The organism is Vibrio sp. QJM3NY_21 (assembly GCF_057785975.1).
The window spans coordinates 541,418-565,015 of the sequence record NZ_CM173513.1; the positions used below are offsets into that span (position 1 = coordinate 541,418).

Genomic DNA, 23,598 nt, shown 5'->3' on the forward strand with positions numbered 1-23,598 from the left:
AAATCGAAGAGTGGTTTCATACAATAAAAAAGGCACCTGTATAGGTGCCTTTTGCTATCTGATTTCTTGTCGTGCAGATTAAAGCTTTATATCATCAAGGCTAAAATCGAGACCGAGATTCATCTCTCTGAGCTCTTTCTCAAGCTGTCTACGATCGTTGATTGCCTCGATTTCACGCCATTTACGCTTGAGTGGTTTAGAGCGAGTTTTTTGAGTTGCACGAGGCATTTCTAGTTCTGATAGTTCATCGAATTGAAAGCTATCCATAAGCCATATCTCCTTCCGTGGGAATCGTTCTTACGAACCATTAAATATCATATTTAGGTTCACAATAACCTTGATTTGTTTCTCATTTGTTTCAAATCTATGAAGGTTTTGTTCTGTTTTCTTATGCATGCTCACACATTGCGGGGATTTTTATGTACAAAAAACAAGCAAACAAACCTAAGTAAACGATTAAATTAGGGGTTATGGAATGTTAATTCATTGTGCGAATGGAATGGTATTTTTACTACACTGCATTTAAGTGCGTATTGCGCCGTGCGGTAGCGGGTTCTCATTGCCCTAGAAAAAAATACAGATCTTCACTATACCTTGTAAAACCTAGGCTGACGTCATCTTTATAGGATGTCGTTCTTGTTTTGGTGGTACCTTGGTTGTTGTTGATATTATGTCCCGATAATGTGACTTTTATTGGGCTGTATTGTTGAAAATTGTGTTAACAAAAGGTGTGTTATTAGTGAAATGTCATTTTAATATAAATGCATTTGCATATTGATTTTTAGGCCATCTCGCTGCATTATCCGCCCGTCAAAAAATACACTGATACGTAAAATGGATGCATGAAGCGACATTTACAATCTAGATCGCAACAAATAAATATAAATCTAATGCCGACACAACTATTGACACTGGCATAGGTGATCTAGAGGAAGGCTCGGACGCAAGATCGGTGCTTAAACTCAATTACGAGGTTCACGTGACAGACTTAATCAATTTGATGAACGATCTCCTTTGGGGATCTATCTTAGTTTACTTACTCGTTGGTGTGGGTATCTACTTCACTGTACGACTAGGCTTCATTCAATTCCGCCATTTCGGCCACATGTTCTCTGTTCTTAGAAACAGCCGTAAAGCAGACAGTGCTGGTATCTCTTCTTTCCAAGCTCTTTGTACTAGTCTTGCTGCTCGTGTAGGTACAGGTAACATGGCAGGTGTTGCTGTGGCACTAACCGCCGGTGGCCCTGGTGCTATCTTCTGGATGTGGCTAATCGCCATGCTAGGTATGGCAACATCATTTGCTGAAAGCACACTAGCTCAGCTATACAAAACGCGTGATAACGACGGTAACTACCGTGGCGGCCCTGCATACTACATGGAGAAAGGCCTAGGTATGCGTTGGATGGGGGTTCTATTCTCTATCTTCCTAATCATCGCATTTGGTCTAGTATTCAACGCGGTTCAAGCGAACGCGATTGCAAGTGCAATGAACACGGCATTCGACTTTGAGCGTGGCTACGTTGGTGTTGGTATCGTAATTATCTCTGCATTCGTTATCTTCGGTGGTATCCGTAAGATTGCCCGCACTGCAGAAATCATTGTTCCAATCATGGCACTGGCTTACTTAGCTATCGCTATCTACGTAATGCTAATGAACATTGAGAAAGTGCCTGAAGTTCTGGCTCTTATCTTCAAGAGTGCATTCGGTCTGCAAGAAGCAGCAGCTGGTGGCCTAGGTTACGCGATCGCACAAGCGATGATTAACGGCATCAAACGTGGTTTGTTCTCGAACGAAGCGGGTATGGGTTCTGCGCCAAACGCAGCAGCTTCTGCTACGCCTTACCCACCGCACCCTGCATCGCAAGGTTATGTGCAAATGCTAGGTGTGTTCATGGACACAATTGTTATCTGTTCTGCAACAGTAGCAATCATCCTGATGTCTGGTGAATATGTACCACACGGTGAAGTAACGGGTATCGAACTCACGCAACGTGCACTAACGGCACAAGTGGGCGAATGGGGTGGCATCTTTGTAGCGGTAGCGATTTTCTTCTTCGCTTTCACTTCAATCATTGCAAACTACTCGTACGCTGAAACAAACCTTATCTTCCTAGAGCACAACAACAAGAAGGGCCTCGTGCTGTTCCGTATCGTTGTACTGGGTATGGTTATGTTCGGTTCTTTGGCGACATTGCCAACGGTATGGGCATTGGCTGACGTATCGATGGGTCTAATGGCGATTGTGAACTTGGTAGCGATCATCTTGCTATCGGGCATCGTGATTAAGCTAGCGAAAGACTACAACCGTCAATTAGACGCGGGTAAAGTACCCACGTTTGATGCGGATGATTTCCCAGAGCTTAAGGCTCAATTGGAAGATGGTATCTGGGTTAACAACAAGAAGAAGTAATCTTGTTGGAGTGATTCATCACTCATCCTAAAATCATTAGAAAGGCTAAGGTTTCGACCTTAGCCTTTTTCTTTGCCTGCGATTTCTATCTGTTTGCAATTTCTATCTGTCTGCGATTTTTCTTGGTGAGTAATTTTTACTTTGTCTGCGACTTTTTCTTTGCAAGCGACCTTTTCTTTGTAAGCGACTTATAGCTAGATCTGTCTATCAAAGTAATAGGAAGAGTCATAAAGACAAGTTGATGTTTTTTCTATACTCTAGCTGCATCCAGTTAGATAACCGATTAGGGTAAAGTTATGTTAGTTGTCGTTTCTCCAGCCAAGACATTAGATTACGAATCACCATTAGCGACTGAGCGCTTCAGCCAGCCAGAGTTTGTTGAACACTCTGCAGAGCTTATTGAAGAGTGCCGCAAGCTGACACCTGCTGATGTTTCAGCTCTGATGAAAGTAAGCGATAAGATTGCTGGGCTGAACGTAGCGCGCTTTGAGCAATGGAGCGAGACCTTTACCCAAGACAACGCACGCCAAGCAATCCTAGCCTTTAAGGGCGATGTGTACACTGGCTTAGATGCTGAAACACTGTCGGACGATGATTTTGACTACGCACAGAATCACCTGCGCATGCTTTCTGGCTTATATGGGTTATTGAAGCCATTGGATTTGATGCAGCCTTACCGCCTAGAGATGGGCACACGCTTAGCTAATGAGCGTGGCACTAACTTGTACCAGTTCTGGGGCAATATCATCACTGATAAGCTGAATGAAGCGTTGAATGCTCAAGGCGACAATGTATTGATCAACCTTGCATCGAACGAATACTTTAAAGCGGTGAAGCCGAAGAGCCTTGATGGTCAAATCATCACGCCAGTTTTTAAAGACTGTAAGAATGGCCAATACAAGGTGATCAGTTTTTACGCGAAAAAAGCGCGTGGGATGATGGCTCGCTACATCATTGAAAAAAAAATCGATTCAGTGGAAGCGCTGACCAAATTTGATACGGCGGGTTACTACTTCGTTGAAGAAGAGTCGAATGCGAAAGAGCTTGTCTTCAAGCGTGAAGAGCAAAACTAGTAGCTCTTGGTTAATTAGTCACTCTTAGTTAATGAGTTCCTCTCGGTTTGAGTCTGAAATTAAAATTAGAGGCCTAGTTATTTAGCCTGATAACAAGCCAGACAATAATAAACCAGACAAAGAAAAGCCCCATGCAGATAACTGCATGGGGCTTTTTATTGAATCATTGAAAGGCGGTTAGATTACTTGTTCTTAACGGCTTTCTTTTTCTTAGCGATTTTCTTTTTCTTAGCAATTTTTTGCTTTGCGACCGCTTTCTTGTCTTCTTTCTTCGGTTTCTTCTTCTTCGTTACCGCGGCTTTCTTATGCGTTGGGCGCATGCCTTCGATGAAGCGTTCTTTGATCGCATCTTCAGTGTAACGAGCCACACGTTCAATCATTAGCTGATCGTGCGCTTCAATGATAGAAACCGCGTTACCTTTCTTACCTGCACGAGCCGTACGGCCTATACGGTGAAGGTAGACATCTGCAGTACGCGGCATGTCGTAGTTAATAACGTGGCTCACATCTGGAAGATCGATACCACGAGCTGCGACGTCAGTTGCCAGCAGTACGTTGATAGAACCATCGCGGAAACGAGAAATCGCGTTGTTACGACGATCTTGAGGCATTTCACCTTGGATCCATACACATGGAATCTGTGCACTTTCTAGTTGACCTCGTAGCTCACCTAGGCGATCACGCGTCTTCAAGAAGATGATGCTGCGTTCAGCTTGCTCTGTGATGATATGTTTTAGGATATCAAGCTTGTGCTTAGCTGAATCGGCGCGGTGATACCATTGAGTGATCTTCTTACGTTCACGCAGTGATGATTTAGCATCGATCTCTGCTGGGTTTTTCAGTAGATCTTCAGTGAAACCTTCAATGCCTTTACCTTCTAGCGTTGCTGAGAACAGTAAAGTTTGTTTACGCCAGCGACACTCTGCAGACAGACGGTCAACAACAGGGCCAAAGCCCATGTCTAGCATACGGTCGGCTTCATCGAGAACCAGCCATTCAATCGCACGACAATCGAAACGCTCGCCTTCGATGTACTCCATTAGACGACCGGGTGTTGCCACCACGATATCTTGTGTTGTACTTAAGATGTCAGCGTGCTCTTGGTACATCACACCGCCCGTGATCGTAAAGATGTTCAGGCTAGTGTATTTAGCAAGCTCACGTGCTTGTTCGGTGATCTGCATTGCTAGCTCACGCGTTGGCGTCAGGATAAGCATACGTGCAGGGCCAGATTTCTTACGTGGGAAATCTAGTAGGTATTGCAGTGCTGGCAATACAAATGATGCTGTTTTACCAGTACCTGTTGGCGCAGAAGCCAAAACGTCTCTTCCATCTAACGCTTGCGGGATTGCTTCAGCTTGTATCTGTGTTGGACGTTCGTAGCCCATTTCGTCAATTGCTTTAAGCAGCTCTTGGTTTAGATCGAGTTCTGCAAAGGTTCTGATCACTGTTGTTTCTCCACAAGCAATAAATGTTTCTGCCTCAAAAAGCAGACGATAAAAAAGAGTAGTCGGACATTATAGAAGCATTAGTGATTAGGATCACATGGTATTTGCTACATCTTGAGATAAAAATCTTTAGTAAGGGCAATAAATGCCTCGTTATAACCGCCATCGTGATGGATCGTAAGCGATTCACGCTGCAAATCTTGCTCACAAACAGGATCTTTAGACAATTCAAACAGGACTCGAATTGCCGGTTTTCTGTCTGTTGTTTTTACATCAAGGCGCTTCGCTAGGTACCAACCACATTGTTGGGCAAGCTTGATGAAGCCTTCTCCCTCGGTCGTCGGCAGTATAAAACTGGCTGTGGCGGCATCGGTCGTTATCTCGAAACAACGCTGAGCAAGCTCAAGGTGATCCAAGCTGTTGGTGTGCCTCGCGGTGGCTCTTTGGCTTTGCTGTGCCTGCTCTCCAGAGTTGAAGTAGGGCGGATTACAAATTATTGCATCAAATCGTTGCGAGAAATCCGTGGTTAACACGCTGCCATGATGAAGGGAGATGCGATCTTGCCAAGGCGACTGCTCAATATTGACGGTTGCAGCATCAATAGCGTGCTGATCAATATCTATCGCAGAGATTGAAGCATCCTCAAAACGCTGCGCGGCCATCAAGGCCAACAGACCTGTTCCTGTTCCAATATCGAGTACACATGATCTTTGTGGCAGGCTTACCCAAGCGCCAAGTAACACGCCATCGGTACTGACGGGCATGCCACTTTGTCCTCCGTAAATAGAGAATTTTTTGAAATTGAAGCTTTTGGTTTCGGTTTTTTTGTCTTTCATGAATGTTCTGGATATCGATATATTTTAAGTGATTAGCTCTAATGTTAATTAATTGTATGGCTCAATGTTCTATTTGAGAATTCATTGTTGTTAATTATGGTTAGTTTATAATTATGGCAATATTTCCATATCTAGTGGAATCCACTGCTTTTGGTTCTCAAATGCAAATTTATATGGTGTTTTTTTGTGGTGACTTGCAGCTAGCCAAGTGTTTCGTCATTATGCGCGACTATTTTATAGATTGATTGGCAGCTTCTTGCTGTAACATTCACGTAAGCACAACATAAATTCATAAATATAATTAAGGATTATCTGTGAAACAGAGTCTAAAACTAACAGATATAATGGCATTGGGCTTTATGCTTTTTGCGTTTTTCTTAGGTGCGGGTAACATCATCTTCCCACCTCTTGCTGGCCAATTAGCTGGTGACCACTTTCTTCCAGCGATGTCTGGTTTCCTGCTGACCGCCGTTGGTCTGCCGTTAATCACTATCGTCGCAGTTGCAGTGGCTGGTGGCTCTTGGGGTCATCTAACCAAAGATCTTCCAAAGCGAGCTGCAACTATCATGGCTGTGCTGATCTTTATCATCATCGGTCCTGCATTTGCTGCGCCACGTACCGGCCTTGTTGCTTATGAGATGGCGGTGAAACCGTTCTTCATCGATGCCTCTCAAGCTCACCTCACTCTTTTTTCGATTGCATTCTTTGTGGTAGCGATGTTCTTCTCATGGTCGCAAGGTAAGCTTATCGACGTAATCGGTAAGGTACTGACACCTGCACTATTTGTTGGTTTGGTTGTACTGGCAGTTGCTGTGTTCGTTAACCCACAAGGCGACATTCTTGCGGCTCACGGTGAGTACATTACTCAGCCACTGACCAAAGGTTTCCTTGAAGGCTACAACACCATGGATACGTTTGCTTCATTGATGTTTGGTATGCTGATCGTTGATGCGATTCGCAGCAAGGGCATTACTGATCGTGCAGCGACGACTAAGTACCTTATCAGCGCAGGTTGTATTGCCGCGGCTGGTCTAGCGTTTGTTTACATCTCTTTGTTCTTCCTAGGCGCAACAAGTGCAACAGTTGCAGCGGGTGCGGACAATGGCGGTGCTATCTTAAGCCTTTACGTTCAATCACTGTTTGGCCCATCAGGTCAGCTAGTGCTTTCGGTGATCGTATTACTGGCGTGTCTAACAACGGCGATTGGCCTTGTTTCAGCATGTTCTGATTACTTCAGCTCGCTCACGCCTTTGTCTTACAAGACTTGGGTAATCATTAATGGTGTAGCTTGTGCAACCGTAGCGAACGTTGGTCTTTCTCAACTGATTTCTCTGTCTGTTCCAGTACTGTTTGCATTGTATCCAGTCGCTATCGCGTTGGTTGCTCTGACGTTCTTGCGTAGCCGTTTCCCTAATCCAAAAGCCGCTTACCGTGTGGTTGTATTAGTGTCTCTACTGTTTGCTCTTATTGATGGTGCTAAAGTAGCGGGTGTCGATGTGTCTGCACTTAAGATGCTGCCATTGTTCGAGATTGGTATGGGTTGGTTGCTTCCAACTGCTGCTGCAATCATCTGTATGTTCTTTGTTGGTAAAGCAACAGAACAAGAGATGGCTGAAGAGACCGTTTAATCTTCCGTTGAGATTAAATCGTTAGTCTGTATTCAATACAAAGTTGAATGGAAAAGGCCTCATTACTTCGCAGTAATGAGGCCTTTTTGTATCTAATCGATGATGTTCTTTCTGCCTGAAGCTCTTAGCCTTGAACTCTTAGCCTTGAACTCTTAGCTCGTAGTTCTTAGTTCTGAACTCTAAGGAAGCAGAACTTATAGCTTTTCGCTGTACTCGACGAGTACTTGTTCAACCCAAGTTGCGATACGTTCGTCGCTGAGTTCGTACTGTGAATCTTCATCCAGAGCCAAACCAACAAACTGAGACTTGTCTTCTGTTAATGCTTTAGATGCTTCGAATTCGTAGCTGTCATCGTTTGGCCAGAAGCCGACAAACTCAGCGCCTGCGGTTTTCAATTCATCATGCAATAGACCCATCGCATCTAAGAACCACTCACCGTAGCCCTCTTGGTCACCTAGACCAAACAGAGCCACAACCTTGCCTTTCATAGGCGTTGTTGCGATGTCTTCCCACAACTCATTCCAGTCTTCTTGAATTTCACCGAAATCCCACGTTGAGATACCAAGCAGTAAAAGGTCGTAGTCCGCCATAAAAGAAAGAGGGGTTTCTTTCACGTTATGGATATCAACTAGGTCTTCACCAATAATGCCGCGAATTTTCTCTGCTGCCATTTCGGTATAGCAGGTGGTTGAGCCGTAAAATAATCCAATTTTCATAGCAAACGTTCGATTTTAATTTCAGATGGCGAATTCTAACCATAAATCGACTTCGATTGCAGCGATTATCCGCTCAAGTCGTAATTTTTATGGCATTCATATTTGCTCTGACATACTCTCAAAACAGTTTCCAATATTGTGAGTAACACTATGCAGTCGCCTCAAGGGCAGAGCGCAGACCACGGTCTCGTTGAGCAGTTTTTAGATGCTATGTGGATGGAGAGGGGGTTATCGGAGAATACGCTTGTCTCATATCGTACCGACTTGTCCAAGCTTCTAACGTGGATGGAAAAGAACAATTACCGCCTCGACTTTATTAGCCTTTCAGGGCTACAGGATTATCAAGGCTGGTTAGCCGACGCCGATTTTAAGCAGACTTCCCGTGCTCGCATGTTGTCGGCGATTCGTCGCTTGTTCCAATACTTGCACCGCGAGAAAGTGAGAGGCGATGATCCTAGTGCATTGTTGATCAGCCCTAAGCTGCCACAACGCTTGCCAAAAGATTTGAGTGAAGAGCAAGTTAATGCACTGCTAGAGGCGCCTGATCCCAATGACCCTATTGAGCTTCGCGATAAAGCGATGCTTGAGTTATTATATGCAACTGGTCTTCGTGTTACCGAGTTAGTCAGTTTGACGATGGAAAATATCAGCCTAAGACAAGGCGTGGTGCGTGTTATTGGTAAAGGCGGTAAAGAGCGCTTGGTGCCAATGGGCGAAAATGCCGTGGACTGGATTGAGACTTTTATTGAACAAGGTCGGCCACAACTGCTCGGCGAAAACAGTTCTGATGTGGTTTTTCCGAGTAAACGCGCCAAGCAAATGACCCGTCAGACGTTCTGGTATCGTATTAAGCATTACTCGGTTGTTGCTGGTATAGATACAGAGCTATTGTCACCACACGTATTAAGACACGCTTTTGCGACTCATTTACTGAACTATGGTGCAGATCTCAGGGTCGTACAGATGTTGCTTGGGCATAGTGACTTATCGACAACCCAAATTTATACTCACGTGGCGACCGAAAGGCTGAAGCAAATTCACGCGCAGCATCACCCACGTGCTTAAATCCATTTATTTTTAAGGTGAACTTAATGAGCGTATTACGCCGTCTTCCTCTATTAGTGCTTCCTCTCATGATTACTGCATGTAATGCATCAGAAGCGAAAGTAGAACAAACATCAACAGCCGTAGAAGTTGCTCCAGCTCAAGCTATTGATACAGCAGCGTTAACTCAGCGTTTTGAAAAAATCGGTATCAAGGTAGAGAAGATCGTTCCTTCAGACATCGATGGCCTATTAGAAATTCAAACTAACAGTGGCATTATCTTTTCTTCTCCAGAGGGCGATCACTTTCTAGCCGGCACTCTTTACTCTCTGGATGATAACGGCAAATTCAGTGACGTTCTGGCTGAGCGTCAAGCTCCACTTAATGCTGAAAAGGTCGCAGCGATGTCGGATACGGTTATCGAATATAAAGCCGATAACGAAAAGTACGTTGTGACGGTATTTACTGACATTACCTGTGGTTACTGTGTTCGTCTGCACAGCCAAATGCAAGGCTATAACGATCTAGGTATTACCGTTCGTTACATGGCTTACCCACGCCAAGGTGCAACAGGACAAGTTGCCGATCAAATGGCAGCAATCTGGGCTTCAGATGATCCAAAAACAGCCATGCACGATGCTAAAGTAAACCGTCAAATGCCAGCGTCTGGTAAAGACCTAGCAGAGCAGAAGCAGATCATCGCTAAACAATACCAACTAGGTCGTGAGCTTGGCATCAATGGCACACCTGCTATCGTGCTAGCAAGTGGTGAGTTGGTGAGTGGTTACTTACCGCCAGCACAACTTCTTCAACGTTTAGAGCAATAATATCGTTTCTGTATTGCCAATTTATCCCCCATGTTTTTGATTTAAGGAGTGGCCTGATTGATATCGGGCCCATTTTTATATGATAGAGATCCAACGCCGCCCTGAGGTCGACACTTCAGTCTTACCTGCTCACTTACCTGACTTGTTAAAGCGCATTTATGTGAGTCGCGGAATCGACAGTGCTGACCAACTAGAGACAGCAGCGAAAGGCTTGCACTCTTATCAAAAACTGGGCGGCATTGATGCTGCGGTTGAATTGTTGTTCGAAGCCATTCAGCAGCAAAAACGCATCATCATTGTTGGTGACTTTGATGCCGATGGCGCAACCAGTTCGGCGTTGTCTGTGCTTGCTCTGCGTATGTTGGGTAGCTCTAACGTTGATTATCTAGTACCTAACCGTTTTGAAGATGGTTATGGCTTGAGCCCTGAGGTTGTCGAACAGGCGATCGAACTTGGTGCTGAAGTGATCATGACAGTCGACAACGGTGTCTCTTCGATTGACGGTGTCCGTTTCGCTAAAGAGAAAGGGCTAGACGTTCTGGTTACTGATCATCACTTACCGGGCAATGAACTGCCAATCGCCGATGCGATGGTCAATCCGAACCTAGAAAGCTGTGCATTTCCTTCAAAAGCGCTAGCGGGTGTTGGCGTCGCCTTTTATCTGATGATGGCGTTGTGTGTTCACATGCGTAAGTTGGGTTGGTTTGCTCAACACGGTATGACAGAGCCCAAGTTGATGGAACTGATTGACCTAGTGGCACTGGGTACTGTTGCGGATGTGGTTCCACTTGATGAAAATAACCGAATCTTGGTGCACCAAGGGCTACAACGCATTCGTGCGGGTAAAGCTCGTCCGGGTATTCAAGCCTTGATTGAAATTGCTAAGCGAGATGCTAAGCGATTGGTTGCCTCCGATTTTGGTTTTGCGCTTGGTCCACGTATCAATGCGGCTGGCCGATTGGATGACATGTCTTTTGGTGTTGAGTTGTTGATGAGCAATAACATTCACGCCGCGCGTCGAATGGCCAGCGAGTTAGATGGCTTGAACCAAACACGTAAAGAGATTGAAGAGGGCATGAAACAAGAGGCGATGGCTTTTTGTGAGCGCCTTGAGTTCGGTAAAGACGATTTGCCTTCCGGCTTAGCTCTGCTCCAACGTGATTGGCACCAAGGTGTGATTGGTATTTTGGCTTCGCGTATCAAAGACAAATACCACCGCCCAGTAATCGCATTTGCTGATGGTGGTGAAGGCAGCATTAAGGGTTCATGTCGTTCGATTCCAGGTTTGCACATGCGCGATGCGCTAGACAGAATCGATACTCAAAACCCTGGCCTAATCTTGAAGTTTGGTGGTCACGCAATGGCAGCTGGCTTAACCATTATGGAAAAAGACTTCGAGCGATTCAGCAAGATGTTTGATGACGTTGTGCGTAAAGAACTCGGTGAGACAGCACTGAAGGGTATTATCTTGTCTGATGGTGAGCTGTTACCTGAAGAGTTCTCAATGCATACCGCTGAAACGTTGCGTTCTGGTGGTCCGTGGGGCCAAGCTTTCCCAGAACCCATCTTTGATGGTGAGTTTAAAGTGCTGCATCAAAAACTGGTAGGTGAAAAGCACCTTAAATTGATGCTAGAACCTCTATACAAAGGCCACCCAACCAATGTGATGATTGATGGTATTGCTTTCAATGTTGATTTACGTCGCTGGCCTGATGCGTCCGTGAAAACGGTTCATCTTGCATTTAAGCTGGATATCAACGAGTTTCGTGGCAACCAATCGTTGCAGTTGATGGTTGACCATATTGAAGCCAAATAGTTGAAGCCAAATAGCGTTATTGTTCACTGAATGATGTTCATCATTTAGCCCCAAATTCAACGAGCTCTGTTCAAAAACAGGGCTTGTTTTCTTTCTTTCCCTTACAAATTTCACGTGTTTTTTCTGTCTGTCAATTTTATATTCCATTAAGTTGTTGAATCTTGGCTTTCCGCTCTAAAAAATTCTGTATCTCCGTCACACTTTTGAGTACAATTCTTCGGTTAAATTCTACTCATAAATGATGAGCTAAAATGTTTGAAATCAATCCTATTAAAAACCGTCTGCAGGATGTGTCTGAACGCACAAATATCCTGAGGGGGTATCTTTGACTATGACGCTAGAAAAGAGCGTCTAGAAGAAGTAAACGCAGAATTAGAACAACCGGATGTATGGAACGAACCTGAGCGTGCTCAAGCGCTAGGTAAAGAACGTTCTGCATTGGAAGCAGTAGTAGAAACGATCGACCAACTTGACCAAGGTGTTGAGGATGTTGAGGGGCTATTAGAGCTTGCGGTTGAAGAAGAAGACCAAGAAACGTTTGACGAAATCGAACCAGAACTGGCAGAGCTAGAAGCTAAGCTAGAAAAACTGGAATTCCGTCGTATGTTTGCTGGCGATCACGACGCATCAGATTGCTACATCGATTTACAGTCAGGCTCGGGCGGTACAGAAGCTCAAGACTGGACTTCAATGATGTTGCGTATGTACTTACGTTGGGCAGATTCGAAAGGCTTCAAGACTGAAGTGATCGAAGTGTCTGATGGTGATGTTGCTGGTCTTAAAGGCGCAACGGTACGTATTTCTGGTGAATACGCTTATGGTTGGTTACGTACAGAGACAGGTGTTCACCGTCTAGTTCGTAAGTCACCATTTGATTCAAGTGGCCGTCGTCATACTTCATTTGCATCTGCGTTTATCTACCCAGAGATTGATGACAACATTACGATCGATATTAATCCTTCTGACTTACGTATTGACGTATACCGTGCCTCTGGTGCTGGTGGTCAACACGTAAACACCACGGAATCGGCGGTACGTATTACTCACGTTCCAACCAACACCGTGGTTCAATGTCAGAATGACCGTTCGCAGCATAAGAACAAAGACCAAGCGATGAAGCAGCTACGTGCTAAGCTTTTTGAACTTGAGATTCAAAAACAAAATGCTGAAAAACAAGCGAGCGAAGAAACGAAATCAGACATTGGTTGGGGCAGTCAAATCCGCTCTTACGTACTGGATGATTCTCGTATCAAAGATTTGCGCACCGGCATCGAAAACCGTAATACTCAAGCGGTTCTTGACGGTGACTTAGACAAGTTTATTGAAGCTAGCCTGAAATCAGGTCTGTAAGCTTTACCAACTATTAAGCTTTACCAATAATATTGGTAAAAATGCCTATATTTTCAAAAATATAGCTGTCCAAATTATAAAAGCAAGGTACATCTCTAATGACTGATGCTGTTCAAAACGAAAACGCACAAGAAGCTTCTTCACCTGAAGAGAACAAACTAATCGCTGAGCGCCGTAGCAAGCTGGATCACATCCGCTTAAACTGCAAAGCGAACGGTCACCCAAATGATTTCCGTCGCGAGCACCTAGCTGGCGATCTTCAAGCGGAATTCGGTGAGAAGACTAAGGAAGAGCTAGAAGAGCTTAACCACATCGTTGCGATCGCTGGTCGTGTCATGGCGAAGCGTGGTCCATTCCTTGCGATTCAAGAAACTTCTGGTCGTATCCAAGCATACGCAGCGAAAGACGTACAAAAAGTACTGAAAGAGAAGTACCAAGGCCTAGATATCGGTGACATCATCGGTGTTAAAGGTGCGCTTCACAAATCTGGTAAAGGTGACCTTTACGTGAACATGGAAGAGTTTGAACTGCTAACTAAAGCACTTCGTCCTCTACCAGAGAAGTTCCACGGTCTAACTGACCAAGAGATGCGTTACCGTCAGCGTTACGTTGACCTAATCGTGAACGAAGACTCTCGTAACACATTCATCGTGCGTTCTAAGCTTGTGTCTTCAATCCGTAACTTCATGAGCTCAAAAGGCTACCTAGAAGTTGAAACGCCAATGATGCACGTGATCCCGGGCGGTGCTACAGCACGTCCATTCATCACTCATCACAACGCATTAGACATCGACATGTACCTACGTGTTGCACCTGAGCTTTACCTTAAGCGTCTAGTGGTTGGTGGTTTTGACCGTGTATTCGAGATCAACCGTAACTTCCGTAACGAAGGTCTTTCTCCACGTCACAACCCAGAATTCACAATGATGGAATTCTACCAAGCGTACTCTGACTACAAAGATCTAATGGATCTAACGGAAGAGATGCTAAGCACAGCAGCGATGGACGTTCTTGGTTCTACTTCTATGCCTTACGGTGACGAAACGGTTGAGTTCGGTGGCACTTACGCTCGCATGAGCATGTTCGATGCAATCAAACACTACACGCCTGAAAATGCAAACATTCAAGCTCTGACTGAAGATGATCTTCAGAACAGAGAATTGATGGTTAAAATTGCAGAAGAAGTGGGTCTGTACGTTGAGAAATTCTGGACTTGTGGTCAGCTTCTTGAAGAGATCTTTGGTGAAACGGCTGAGCCTCAGCTAATTCAACCAACATTCATCACGGGTTACCCAGCGGACATCTCTCCATTGGCTCGTCGTAGCGACAGCAACCCATTCTTCACAGACCGCTTTGAGTTCTTTATCGGTGGCCGTGAAGTAGCGAATGGTTTCTCTGAGCTTAACGATGCACAAGACCAAGATGAGCGTTTTAAAGCGCAAGTTAACGCAAAAGACGCGGGTGATGACGAAGCGATGTACTACGATGCAGACTACATTACTGCACTAGAGCACGGCTTACCGCCAACAGCGGGTCAAGGTATTGGTATCGATCGTCTAGCGATGCTATTTACAAATACGCACACAATCCGTGACGTGATCTTGTTCCCGGCAATGCGTCCACAAGCGTAATATTCGCTTATGGGATGTAACAGCCCATCTAATTAAAAAAGCCACCTTCGGGTGGCTTTTTCTGTTTTTAGGCTGCAAAACCTAGCCTGTACCGCACTCTTGATTCGAAAAACCATTATTTCTGACATAGTCTTACTATTGAGACATAAAATCTAAGATAGTCTCACTACTATACGTCCTGCGCTGAATACGATCTCGTGGCATTTTGTCGAACGATGAAGCAGTGACTCGTATTAGCTTGATTTAAATAAAAATAGAATAAGGAAGAAGGATGGGAACTCAATTTAAGATGGATTCCTTACCAGGTTCTCTTATCGTCGTTGGTGGTGCGTACGAACCCTGGTTATCAGTGTTAGAGCAAGTGGGTTGGCAATGTACCCAGTGTGCAGATTTACGAAAAGCCGATGCCTTGATTGCTGACATTGGCCCATGCATTGGCATTGTGGATCTTAGTCATGATGAGTTTAGCCTTAACGGTATCGCTAATCTCGTGAGCAACAACAAGCAAGTAAGATGGCTCGCCTTTATTCGTGAATCGCAATTGAGCTCTGATACCATTTGCCAATTTATCGTGAACTTCTGTATCGACTTTTTCACGGCGCCAATCCCAGATGCCCAGTTATTGAGTACCATTGGTCACCAATTGGGTATGCTCAAGCTTGAGCAGAAAGTATGGCCAAACTACGGCATCAACAACAATATGGGTTTGCTTGGCGACTCTGTGGCTGTGAAGCGTTTGAGAGACCAAGTAAAGCGCATTGGGCCGACTGATGTCAGTATCCTGATTTACGGAGAGAGTGGAGCAGGAAAAGAGACGGTTGCACGCTCAATTCATCAAAACTCTTCGCGAGCGCAGAAGCCATTTTTAACGGTCAATTGTCGTGCCTTATCTGAAATGAGAATAGAGGCCGAGGTATTTGGTATCTCAGCACAGCCCGCTGCAGCACCTTGTCTGTTGGAAGAAGCCGACGGCGGAACCATCTTACTTAATGATGTATTGGCGATGCCACGTAATCAGCAGTTGAACCTGCTGCGTTTCTTACAAGAAGGTAAAATTGAAACTGCGGATGGTCCTAAGCCTGTCGATGTGCGCATTCTGGCCGCGAACTCTTCTGATATCGAAAAGGCATTGATCGAGGGCGACTTCAATGAAGAGCTTTATCATTACATCAATGTTCTGCGTATTCACGTTCCGAGCTTAAAAGAGCGAGTGAGTGATATTTCAGTACTGGCTAATCATTTTCTACGTGAGTATTCAAAAGAGTTTAATGCTCAAGCGAAGAGCTTTTCAGACGATGCTATCCGCTCGATGAATCGTTATCACTGGCCGGGCAATGTGCGTGAGCTGATGAATCAAATTAAGCGTGTCGTGCTGATGTCGGATGCGGTGATCATTGACGATCAACAACTTGATTTACCAAAACAGAATGATGAGCGCCGTAGTCTCAAAAGTATCCGTGAGCGTTCAGAGCGAGATGCGTTGCTGATTGTTCTGGAATCTTATGGTGGTCAAGTATCGTTGGCCGCTAAGGAGCTTGGAGTTTCGCGTGCAACCATGTACCGATTGCTGAATAAACATAGCCTGATTTCTGAAGGTGTTGTTTAGAGCTCTCTATTCATTGATTCTATCCAGTTAGTGTAAATCTAAGAGCCACGCATGATGCGTGGTTTTTTATATCCATTGCTACAACTTATCGTTGATCGTTGATCGTTGACTGCTGACAGATTGATAGATTGAGCTATTGGAGGTTCGGTCTTTAAGAGAGATGTTCTGTGATTTTATATAATCATAGTGAATATGTTATATATAAAGTGATATGCAACTAATATTTTGGGTGAATCATTTGTTTTGAAATTGTTAATCAATTATCGGTTGAATAATATACTCACTTGGTTAGACTTTAACCGTGAAAGCAATGGTTTAACAAAGACTTATTTGCTTTTATTATCTCATTTCTTTTTGGATTTTTTAGTTAGTTTGGAGGCGCAAATGAAACATTTCGATTTTATACAGCATATTTGCGCGTCGTTTGATCCGTGTACTGACATGGTGACAGTTATGTCACAAACATCAGCCATGGCCGATCGAAACACCCAAGATAAACCTAACTAATAGATCCGTACCCTTATTTGGCTGCGGAAAAATAGCAGCTAAGTGAGAAGCCCTCATACTATCTAATACGCTATTTTTCCTCAGTTTATTTTACAACTGGAGAGTTATTATGCGTCACTCAGTATACTTAAAACTAGCAACAGTCCTTATCCGTGCAGATCTTCGTCGTGAAGAACGTGAATGGCAACGAAAAGTTCGTCGTAGTTCATACGATCTACCATGGAACAATACTCATTTATTGAGAGATATTGGCCTTGAAGCCGATGGTCGACCAATTGGTTTTTCTGAACCTGAAGTCGTTACGATTGAACGTCGAGTTCGTCACCTTCGTCGAGTCTTAAGCGCACGAATACCGACGTAACCTTGTGGGGTGATAGCGCCTTTCACCCCTTAAGATAAATATCAGTGATAGTTGTGGCGTCGGAAGTGCAAGCTTTTGAACTAAAACTGGCCAAAAAAGAGAAGCACTTGCTTCTCTTTTTTGCTTTTTTAAGCCGTTATGTGTGCTTTTTTAAGTCGTTATCTAGTAAAGAAAAAGAGTTCTACTACGCTTTATAGAGCAAGGGAGGCCGGCTATGCAAAAGCATCAATTAGACATGTGGTTACATGGAGAGCACAAAGACTCTTATCAAACACCGAAGGTATACGTTATTGGCTGTTCCGATATCTCGGAATATCTATTAGCAGTGGAATATAAACACAAGCTAGAACCGGTAAAGCAAGACGGTGAGCCGCTTCACTTTGGATCCTTGGATCAAGTGAAAGAAGAGTTGCTCCGGCTCGGTTTTGAAAAGGCGTATCTTCGCTTACACAACGCCTATGATGAGTTTGGTAATGAGCCGAGCCAAAGCTACTGTGATATTGAACTGGCGCTCAAACCTCATTAGAGAGCGTTTGTAGCTAGAGATTGATTCTAGTTACAGGCGGTTTGTAACATACTGATAGTTTGGTCCATCTATGCTAGATAAGAGCTCTATGCGTAATGGGTTGTCAGCAATTTATGGGTGAATTGAGTCCGTAGATAGAAACCACGTGGCTTAGTCTTGATAGGTTTTCCACTTGCACCGTAAGCTTCTGTTAACACGCGACTGTTGGCCGCTTTTGGTCGCAAATGCAGTGCTTCGCCGTGTCTTGCTGTTATCTGTTCAACATTACCCAACACGATTAACTCCATCAGTTCTTCCCAGTCTCTTTTCAGGAGTTCGTTTTCAGCTAGGCTTGGTGTCCAGAGTAATGGGGAGCCAACATGCCTTTCTGCCAGCGGGATCTCTCTTTCTCCCTCAACTGGGATCCACAACACTTTAGACAGCTTGTTTCGAACGTGACTGGTTTCCCAAGTTATGCCTTGCACGCCCATCAATGGAGCGACACAAACAAAGGTGGTTTCGAGTGGCTTTCCAGAGTAGCCAATCGGGATGCTTTTAAGCTCGATACCGAGTTTGGCAAAATCTTGTTCTGGTTTACTGCCTGCGGGCGCACCCAAGTGCCATTCCAATAGCTGTCCAACCCAGCCTTTATCACGCTTGAGGTCGTTTGGCATCACCATCTCAGCTTCATCGGCGAGCTCTTTAAAGGTCATTCCGGCGATAGCATACGCTCTGTCTAGCAGCTCTTGTTGTGTTTGTGGTTCTGGTTTCATAATAAAAGACATGATCAAAAAAATGATTTTACCAGAAGTTATCACCATATGACGACTGGTTAAGAAATGATCTCCTTGTTAGGAAAGGGATCAAACTCATGGTTATCCACAGGACATAAAGGTAATTAATTGAAATATTAATTTAGTGGATAAATAAACAGGGGTTTATGGTGGATTAAATGCTTGCCAAATGGGGTTCAAAATGAATCTTTCGCTTACTAGTGTGGATAAACATCGGAGTGGTTGATCTTTAACCATGTTCTGTTTTTGAAAGATCTTTTACTTTTCTAATGTTTTTAAAAATGAAATTATAATTCTAATCAATTGATTTTTAATTAAATAAATTATATTTACTCGACTTGGTGTTTTTGATGTTGATGAATCTATGGATTAAAAAAAACGATTGCGGGTAATTCTTCACATAGTTATTCACAGAAAAGGTGAATAAATGTGGTCTATGTCTCACTCTTGTGTGGGTAACTAGAATTTGAGCAAAACTTATCCATATTCTTAGTTAATATTCATAAATATAGCGCTTGTCACGTCACTAAGTTTGCTCCGATTGGGGATATGTGGAAAAATCAGAGTAATTAAAAATTTAGATAGAGGTTGGCCAGTGATAGATGGCGATGGTTACCGATTAAATGTTGGTATTGTAATCTGTAACAACCATGGTCAGGTCTTCTGGGCTAAACGATACGGGCAACATTCATGGCAATTCCCTCAAGGGGGAATAGATGAAGGTGAAACTCCGGAACAGGCAATGTACCGCGAGTTGTATGAAGAGGTTGGCCTTACTAAAAAGGATGTAAAGATCGTCGCGACAAGTCGTCATTGGTTACGCTATAAGCTGCCCAAACGACTGGTTCGGTGGGATTCTAAACCTGTCTGTATTGGACAAAAACAGAAGTGGTTCCTTTTACGCTTAGATTGCGATGAATCGCAGATCAATATGCAGCGTGGAAGTACACCTGAGTTTGATGGTTGGCGTTGGGTGAGTTACTGGTACCCAGTTCGACAAGTTGTTTCTTTCAAGCGAGATGTTTACCGTCGAGCGATGAAAGAATTCGCATCTTTAGCAATGCCGTTTAAAGAGCGAAAAACAAAAGGAAAACGCAAATTGCGTAGAGGTTAAGCATGCTCAGTCAACTAAGGGAAATAGTTGAACACGTATCAAGAGTTGAAGATGTGTCGACGGCTCTTGATATTTTGGTTAAAGAGACATGCAGTGCGATGCAGACGGAATGTTGCACCGTGTATTTGGCAAATAATGATATGCAGCGTCTTGAGTTGATGGCAACTCAAGGCCTGATCTTCAAAGGCAATAGCATTCACATTGGTTTTGACGAAGGTCTGGTTGGCCTTGTCAAAAGAAGTGCTGAACCTATCAACCTTGCACAAGCGTCTGCTCACCCTGCTTATAAGTTTTTTCCAGAGCTTGGAGAAAAGGTTTATCACTCTTTTCTCGGCACTCCGATTATCCATCGTAAGCAAGTGCTTGGCGTATTGGTCATTCAACAGAAGTCTCCTCGTTTATTCAGTGAGATGGAAGAATCCTTCCTTGTCACACTCTCAGCACAACTTGCGGTCATTGTGGCGCACGCTCAAACTCAAGGCCATTGGCTTTTAGAGCAACAGAAGCTACCTAAGATTAAAGGTATTGCAGCTTCATCGGGCGTTGCGATTGGTGATTTATGGTGGGATAACACTCAGCCTGAACTCACCGATGTTTATCCAGCATCGACGCTTAATGTTGAAAGAGAGCATGAAATGCTGGCAGTCGCCGTCGAAAATGCTCTCAATGACTTTAAGCGAATGCGAAAGCGCCTAGATAGTGAAATCAATAAAGACGCGTTGGCGATCTTTGACCTGTTTACTCACTTACTCAACGATCCCATGTTGCGTAAGGATCTTAAGAGCCAAATCCAGAAAGGCGATAAAGCCGATTGGGCATTAAGGCAGGTTGTTGAGAGTTACTCGAATCGCTTTGCTCGTATGTCAGACGTGTACCTTCGTGAGAGGGCACAAGACATCCGAGAGCTTGGTCAAAGATTGCTCTATTTCCTTCACAATTCTGAACATGAACTTCGCACGCTAGATAAGCCAATTATTTTGGTGGTTCGAGAGTTAACGGCTTCGGTATTGGCCTCTATTCCCAAAGAAAAACTTTTAGCTGTTATTTCTTTGGAAGGTGCGGCGAACTCACATGCCGCGATTTTATCTCGAGCTTTGGGTATTCCTTCTGTTATGGGGGTTAACCTAAATCTTGCTCAAGCTAATGGTAAGCAAGCGATTGTCGACGGCTATAGTGGCGAGATCTTTATTGAGCCGACTCAAAACCTGCTCAAAGAATATCAAGGGCTGATTTTAGAAGAGAGTGAGCTCTCTTCTATGGTCAATCGAGAACTATACTTACCGGCAAAAACGCAAGACAACCAGCAAGTCGAGATCTTGCTTAATGCGGGCTTGAGTGCCGACACCAATATCGCTATCAACCAAGGCGTTGATGGGGTGGGGCTGTATCGAACCGAAATTTCTTTCTTGTTGCAGCAGAGGTTTCCGTCAGAGGACGAACAGTTCAAGCAATACCGTTCTGTACTCGCGAGCTACCCTGAGAAGCAAGTGGTGATGCGTACACTCGATATCGGTGGCGATAAGGCCTTACCTTATTTTCCAATCGAAGAGGACAACCCATTTCTTGGCTGGCGTGGTATTCGTTTTACGCTCGATCATCCTGACATCTTTATTATTCAGTTACGTGCCATGCTACGTGCGAGCTGTGAAAGCCATAACTTGAGTATTTTGCTGCCGATGATCTCTGGTGCTCAGGAACTGGATGACGCGCTACAACTTATTGAACAAGCGTATGACGAAGTGCATGAGCTTGATAACCGAGTGCGTATGCCTCGCGTTGGTATCATGATTGAAGTGCCATCAATGCTTTACATACTGCCGCTGATTGCTGATAAGGTCGACTTTGTTTCAGTCGGTACCAACGACTTAACTCAATATTTATTAGCGGTTGATCGGAACAATTCACGAGTATCTGATGTCTATGAATCAATGCACCCAGCGGTGATCATGGCATTAAAACAAATTCATGATACTTGTAAGCAACATCAATTACCTGTGTGTATTTGTGGCGAGCTAGCCGGTGATCCTATGGGCGCGTTGTTACTGATTGGGTTGGGGTATGAGACGTTAAGTATGAATACCTCAAATGTCGCGAGGACTAAATATTTGATTCGCCAATCTAACTTGAGTGAATTACAGGATTTGGCAAATAGAGCGCTTTCAAAACCATATGGTAGTGACATATATAGTATGATGCTGAACTATTTCGAAGAGCGTGAATTTACAGGCTTCATTCGAGCAGGTAAAAAATAGGATTTAACGTGTCATATGAACTGATAGGCTTGTTAGCAGGCCTTGGTGCTATTGTTGGTGTTTTAGCTGGCTTGCTAGGCATTGGCGGTGGTTTGCTGGTAGTTCCTGCCTTGCTGTTTTTGCTTCCTAAAGCGGGTATTCCTCAAGAGTTTGCGATGCAAATGGCATTGGCAACCTCGTTATCAACCATTATTGTTACCTCAGGGTCGTCTGCGATTAACCATTTAAAATTGGGTAATGTGGAGCTTTTTGTCGTTAAGTGGTTGATGCCTGGCGTGGTGATTGGTGGTTTCCTAGGTTCTTTTGTCGCCGACGTTATTCCTGCTCAATATCTGCCAAAAGTCTTTGGTGTGATTGTCTTGGTATTGGCGTTGCAGATGTTGTTGTCGATCCGCTCTAAGAGTCAAAAGTTGATGCCGGGTTCAGCTAAGACCATGTTATGTGGTGGCGGTATTGGTTTGGTTTCAAGCTTGGCTGGTATTGGTGGTGGTTCTTTATCGGTACCCTTCCTTAATCATCACGGTGTGGAAATGCGCAAAGCGGTTGGCTCATCCTCTGTATGTGGTTGTGTTATCGCGATTTCGGGAATGTTAGGCTTTATTTGGCATGGCTCTTCTGTCGATGATCTTCCGGCGTATAGCTTGGGTTATGTTTATCTACCGGCTTTGATCGCGATATCTTGTACCTCAGTTCTGACCACACGAGTTGGCGCTAAACTGGCCACTCAATTGCCAACCCCCGTGCTGAAGAAATTCTTTGCGGTATTTTTAATGTTTATAGCAGCCACTATGCTGCTGTAGTGTTTTTTCTGTTAGCTGTTGAGTTAACCGTTATTCAATTTTAGATAGAGAGCCAAGTATGTCTCAGGGTTTTATCGAATTCCCAAATATCGATCCTGTTCTTATTGAACTAGGACCAATCTCAGTTCGTTGGTACGGCCTAATGTACCTTGTCGGTTTTATGTTTGCTCTTTGGTTAGCAAATCGCCGAGCTGATCAACCCGGTAGTGGTTGGACTCGAGAGCAAGTATCAGACTTACTGTTTGCCGGATTTCTAGGTGTGGTATTGGGTGGTCGTATTGGCTACGTACTTTTCTACAACTTTGGCCTTTTCATTGAAGATCCACTCTACCTATTTAAGGTATGGACTGGCGGTATGTCTTTCCACGGTGGTTTGATTGGTGTGATCACCGCGATGTTTTGGTATGCCAAAAAGAACGGTCGAACCTTCTTTGGTGTCGCTGACATGATTGCACCATTAGTGCCATTTGGTTTAGGTATGGGGCGTATGGGCAACTTCATGAACAGTGAGCTATGGGGGCGTGTGACTGATGTGCCATGGGCGATTGTATTCCCTAACGGTGGTCCACTTCCTCGTCACCCATCTCAGCTTTATGAAATGGCGCTTGAAGGTATTGTACTGTTCTTCATCTTGAACTGGTTCATTAAAAAGCCGCGTCCTCTTGGTTCTGTATCAGGGTTATTCCTAGCAGGATATGGTACATTCCGCTTCCTAGTTGAATACGTACGTGAACCTGATGCTCAGCTAGGTTTGTTCGGTGGATTTATCTCTATGGGACAAATTTTGTCACTGCCAATGGTTATCATCGGTGTGCTGATGATGGTTTGGGCATACAAGCGTGGTCACTACAAAGATGAATTACCACAACAAACGAAGTAA

20 protein-coding genes are annotated in these 23,598 nt (G+C 44.2%); 15 read left to right on the plus strand and 5 right to left on the minus strand.

Annotated elements, in window-relative coordinates; translation table 11 throughout:
• Window positions 1–78 precede the first annotated feature (78 nt).
• A complete protein-coding gene (locus tag AC3CID_RS02405; RefSeq protein ID WP_004735002.1) occupies window positions 79–267 on the minus strand; it encodes a DUF3545 family protein in 189 nt (62 codons plus the stop codon).
• 712 nt (window positions 268–979) lie between these two features.
• On the opposite strand from AC3CID_RS02405, the gene AC3CID_RS02410 reads away from it, so the two are divergent.
• Window positions 980–2,410 (plus strand): alanine/glycine:cation symporter family protein, encoded by a 1,431-nt coding sequence (locus AC3CID_RS02410; RefSeq protein ID WP_017084788.1) that lies wholly within the window; start codon window positions 980–982, stop codon window positions 2,408–2,410.
• 296 nt (window positions 2,411–2,706) lie between these two features.
• A complete protein-coding gene (gene yaaA, locus AC3CID_RS02415) occupies window positions 2,707–3,483 on the plus strand; it encodes a peroxide stress protein YaaA (protein WP_372244477.1) in 777 nt (258 codons plus the stop codon).
• Between the two features lie 182 nt (window positions 3,484–3,665).
• Here yaaA and srmB read toward each other — a convergent pair whose 3' ends face one another.
• Window positions 3,666–4,931 carry an ATP-dependent RNA helicase SrmB gene (gene srmB, locus AC3CID_RS02420; protein WP_054547801.1) on the minus strand — a complete coding sequence of 422 codons (1,266 nt, stop codon included), beginning with the start codon at window positions 4,929–4,931 and terminating at the stop codon, window positions 3,666–3,668.
• Between the two features lie 107 nt (window positions 4,932–5,038).
• Window positions 5,039–5,767 carry a methyltransferase gene (locus AC3CID_RS02425; protein WP_372244478.1) on the minus strand — a complete coding sequence of 243 codons (729 nt, stop codon included), beginning with the start codon at window positions 5,765–5,767 and terminating at the stop codon, window positions 5,039–5,041.
• Between the two features lie 314 nt (window positions 5,768–6,081).
• On the opposite strand from AC3CID_RS02425, the gene brnQ reads away from it, so the two are divergent.
• Window positions 6,082–7,395, plus strand: coding sequence for a branched-chain amino acid transport system II carrier protein (gene brnQ, locus AC3CID_RS02430; protein ID WP_017077715.1), 1,314 nt, complete (start codon window positions 6,082–6,084; stop codon window positions 7,393–7,395).
• A 194-nt stretch (window positions 7,396–7,589) separates the two neighbouring features.
• Here brnQ and fldB read toward each other — a convergent pair whose 3' ends face one another.
• Window positions 7,590–8,111 carry a flavodoxin FldB gene (gene fldB, locus AC3CID_RS02435; protein WP_004735008.1) on the minus strand — a complete coding sequence of 174 codons (522 nt, stop codon included), beginning with the start codon at window positions 8,109–8,111 and terminating at the stop codon, window positions 7,590–7,592.
• Window positions 8,112–8,261: 150 nt separating this feature from the next.
• On the opposite strand from fldB, the gene xerD reads away from it, so the two are divergent.
• The 8 genes from xerD (at window position 8,262) to AC3CID_RS02475 (ending at window position 17,779) form a co-directional block, all read left to right on the plus strand.
• Complete coding sequence (gene xerD / locus AC3CID_RS02440; RefSeq protein ID WP_004735009.1) at window positions 8,262–9,176, plus strand: site-specific tyrosine recombinase XerD; 915 nt, start codon at window positions 8,262–8,264, stop codon at window positions 9,174–9,176.
• Between the two features lie 26 nt (window positions 9,177–9,202).
• A complete protein-coding gene (locus AC3CID_RS02445) occupies window positions 9,203–9,982 on the plus strand; it encodes a thioredoxin fold domain-containing protein (RefSeq protein WP_146457901.1) in 780 nt (259 codons plus the stop codon).
• A gap of 79 nt (window positions 9,983–10,061) precedes the next feature.
• Window positions 10,062–11,798 carry a single-stranded-DNA-specific exonuclease RecJ gene (recJ, locus tag AC3CID_RS02450; protein ID WP_372244479.1) on the plus strand — a complete coding sequence of 579 codons (1,737 nt, stop codon included), beginning with the start codon at window positions 10,062–10,064 and terminating at the stop codon, window positions 11,796–11,798.
• A gap of 251 nt (window positions 11,799–12,049) precedes the next feature.
• Window positions 12,050–13,148, plus strand: a protein-coding gene (prfB, locus tag AC3CID_RS02455) for a peptide chain release factor 2 (protein ID WP_099426155.1) whose coding sequence is annotated in 2 segments (ribosomal slippage) — window positions 12,050–12,124 and window positions 12,126–13,148 — 1,098 coding nt in all. Because the reading frame shifts where the segments join, the coding sequence is not laid out codon by codon here.
• Between the two features lie 98 nt (window positions 13,149–13,246).
• A complete protein-coding gene (gene lysS, locus AC3CID_RS02460) occupies window positions 13,247–14,779 on the plus strand; it encodes a lysine--tRNA ligase (RefSeq protein WP_004735013.1) in 1,533 nt (510 codons plus the stop codon).
• Window positions 14,780–15,050: 271 nt separating this feature from the next.
• The gene (gene vpsR, locus AC3CID_RS02465) at window positions 15,051–16,385 is read left to right on the plus strand and encodes a cyclic-di-GMP-binding transcriptional regulator VpsR (protein ID WP_004735014.1); all 1,335 of its coding nucleotides are present in this window, start codon (window positions 15,051–15,053) and stop codon (window positions 16,383–16,385) included.
• Between the two features lie 616 nt (window positions 16,386–17,001).
• Window positions 17,002–17,253 carry a hypothetical protein gene (locus tag AC3CID_RS02470; protein WP_004735015.1) on the plus strand — a complete coding sequence of 84 codons (252 nt, stop codon included), beginning with the start codon at window positions 17,002–17,004 and terminating at the stop codon, window positions 17,251–17,253.
• A 214-nt stretch (window positions 17,254–17,467) separates the two neighbouring features.
• Window positions 17,468–17,779 carry a DUF6482 family protein gene (locus AC3CID_RS02475; protein WP_004735016.1) on the plus strand — a complete coding sequence of 104 codons (312 nt, stop codon included), beginning with the start codon at window positions 17,468–17,470 and terminating at the stop codon, window positions 17,777–17,779.
• A gap of 86 nt (window positions 17,780–17,865) precedes the next feature.
• Here the strand turns inward: AC3CID_RS02475 and mutH are convergent, their stop codons facing one another.
• Window positions 17,866–18,531 (minus strand): DNA mismatch repair endonuclease MutH, encoded by a 666-nt coding sequence (gene mutH, locus AC3CID_RS02480; RefSeq protein WP_086027492.1) that lies wholly within the window; start codon window positions 18,529–18,531, stop codon window positions 17,866–17,868.
• Window positions 18,532–19,147: 616 nt separating this feature from the next.
• On the opposite strand from mutH, the gene rppH reads away from it, so the two are divergent.
• From rppH to lgt, 4 genes are read left to right on the plus strand one after another with little or no spacing between them, the layout of a single operon-like run.
• On the plus strand, window positions 19,148–19,666 hold the full coding sequence (gene rppH, locus AC3CID_RS02485; RefSeq protein ID WP_004735018.1) for an RNA pyrophosphohydrolase: 519 nt from the start codon (window positions 19,148–19,150) through the stop codon (window positions 19,664–19,666).
• Between the two features lie 2 nt (window positions 19,667–19,668).
• The gene (ptsP, locus tag AC3CID_RS02490; protein ID WP_004735019.1) at window positions 19,669–21,918 is read left to right on the plus strand and encodes a phosphoenolpyruvate--protein phosphotransferase; all 2,250 of its coding nucleotides are present in this window, start codon (window positions 19,669–19,671) and stop codon (window positions 21,916–21,918) included.
• 8 nt (window positions 21,919–21,926) lie between these two features.
• On the plus strand, window positions 21,927–22,718 hold the full coding sequence (locus AC3CID_RS02495; protein ID WP_054548383.1) for a sulfite exporter TauE/SafE family protein: 792 nt from the start codon (window positions 21,927–21,929) through the stop codon (window positions 22,716–22,718).
• 58 nt (window positions 22,719–22,776) lie between these two features.
• Window positions 22,777–23,598, plus strand: coding sequence for a prolipoprotein diacylglyceryl transferase (lgt, locus tag AC3CID_RS02500; protein WP_054548382.1), 822 nt, complete (start codon window positions 22,777–22,779; stop codon window positions 23,596–23,598).

What these genes read in the sequence shown, in the direction of transcription:
- AC3CID_RS02445 (WP_146457901.1), top strand. Translation starts at nt 9,203, where the DNA reads ATGAGCGTATTACGCCGTCTTCCTCTATTAGTGCTTCCTCTCATGATT.
- AC3CID_RS02405 (WP_004735002.1), bottom strand. Translation starts at nt 267, where the DNA reads ATGGATAGCTTTCAATTCGATGAACTATCAGAACTAGAAATGCCTCGT.
- mutH (WP_086027492.1), bottom strand. Translation starts at nt 18,531, where the DNA reads ATGAAACCAGAACCACAAACACAACAAGAGCTGCTAGACAGAGCGTAT.
- yaaA (WP_372244477.1), top strand. Translation starts at nt 2,707, where the DNA reads ATGTTAGTTGTCGTTTCTCCAGCCAAGACATTAGATTACGAATCACCA.
- AC3CID_RS02475 (WP_004735016.1), top strand. Translation starts at nt 17,468, where the DNA reads ATGCAAAAGCATCAATTAGACATGTGGTTACATGGAGAGCACAAAGAC.
- recJ (WP_372244479.1), top strand. Translation starts at nt 10,062, where the DNA reads ATGATAGAGATCCAACGCCGCCCTGAGGTCGACACTTCAGTCTTACCT.
- lysS (WP_004735013.1), top strand. Translation starts at nt 13,247, where the DNA reads ATGACTGATGCTGTTCAAAACGAAAACGCACAAGAAGCTTCTTCACCT.
- fldB (WP_004735008.1), bottom strand. Translation starts at nt 8,111, where the DNA reads ATGAAAATTGGATTATTTTACGGCTCAACCACCTGCTATACCGAAATG.
- AC3CID_RS02470 (WP_004735015.1), top strand. Translation starts at nt 17,002, where the DNA reads ATGCGTCACTCAGTATACTTAAAACTAGCAACAGTCCTTATCCGTGCA.
- xerD (WP_004735009.1), top strand. Translation starts at nt 8,262, where the DNA reads ATGCAGTCGCCTCAAGGGCAGAGCGCAGACCACGGTCTCGTTGAGCAG.
- ptsP (WP_004735019.1), top strand. Translation starts at nt 19,669, where the DNA reads ATGCTCAGTCAACTAAGGGAAATAGTTGAACACGTATCAAGAGTTGAA.
- lgt (WP_054548382.1), top strand. Translation starts at nt 22,777, where the DNA reads ATGTCTCAGGGTTTTATCGAATTCCCAAATATCGATCCTGTTCTTATT.
- AC3CID_RS02425 (WP_372244478.1), bottom strand. Translation starts at nt 5,767, where the DNA reads ATGAAAGACAAAAAAACCGAAACCAAAAGCTTCAATTTCAAAAAATTC.
- vpsR (WP_004735014.1), top strand. Translation starts at nt 15,051, where the DNA reads ATGGGAACTCAATTTAAGATGGATTCCTTACCAGGTTCTCTTATCGTC.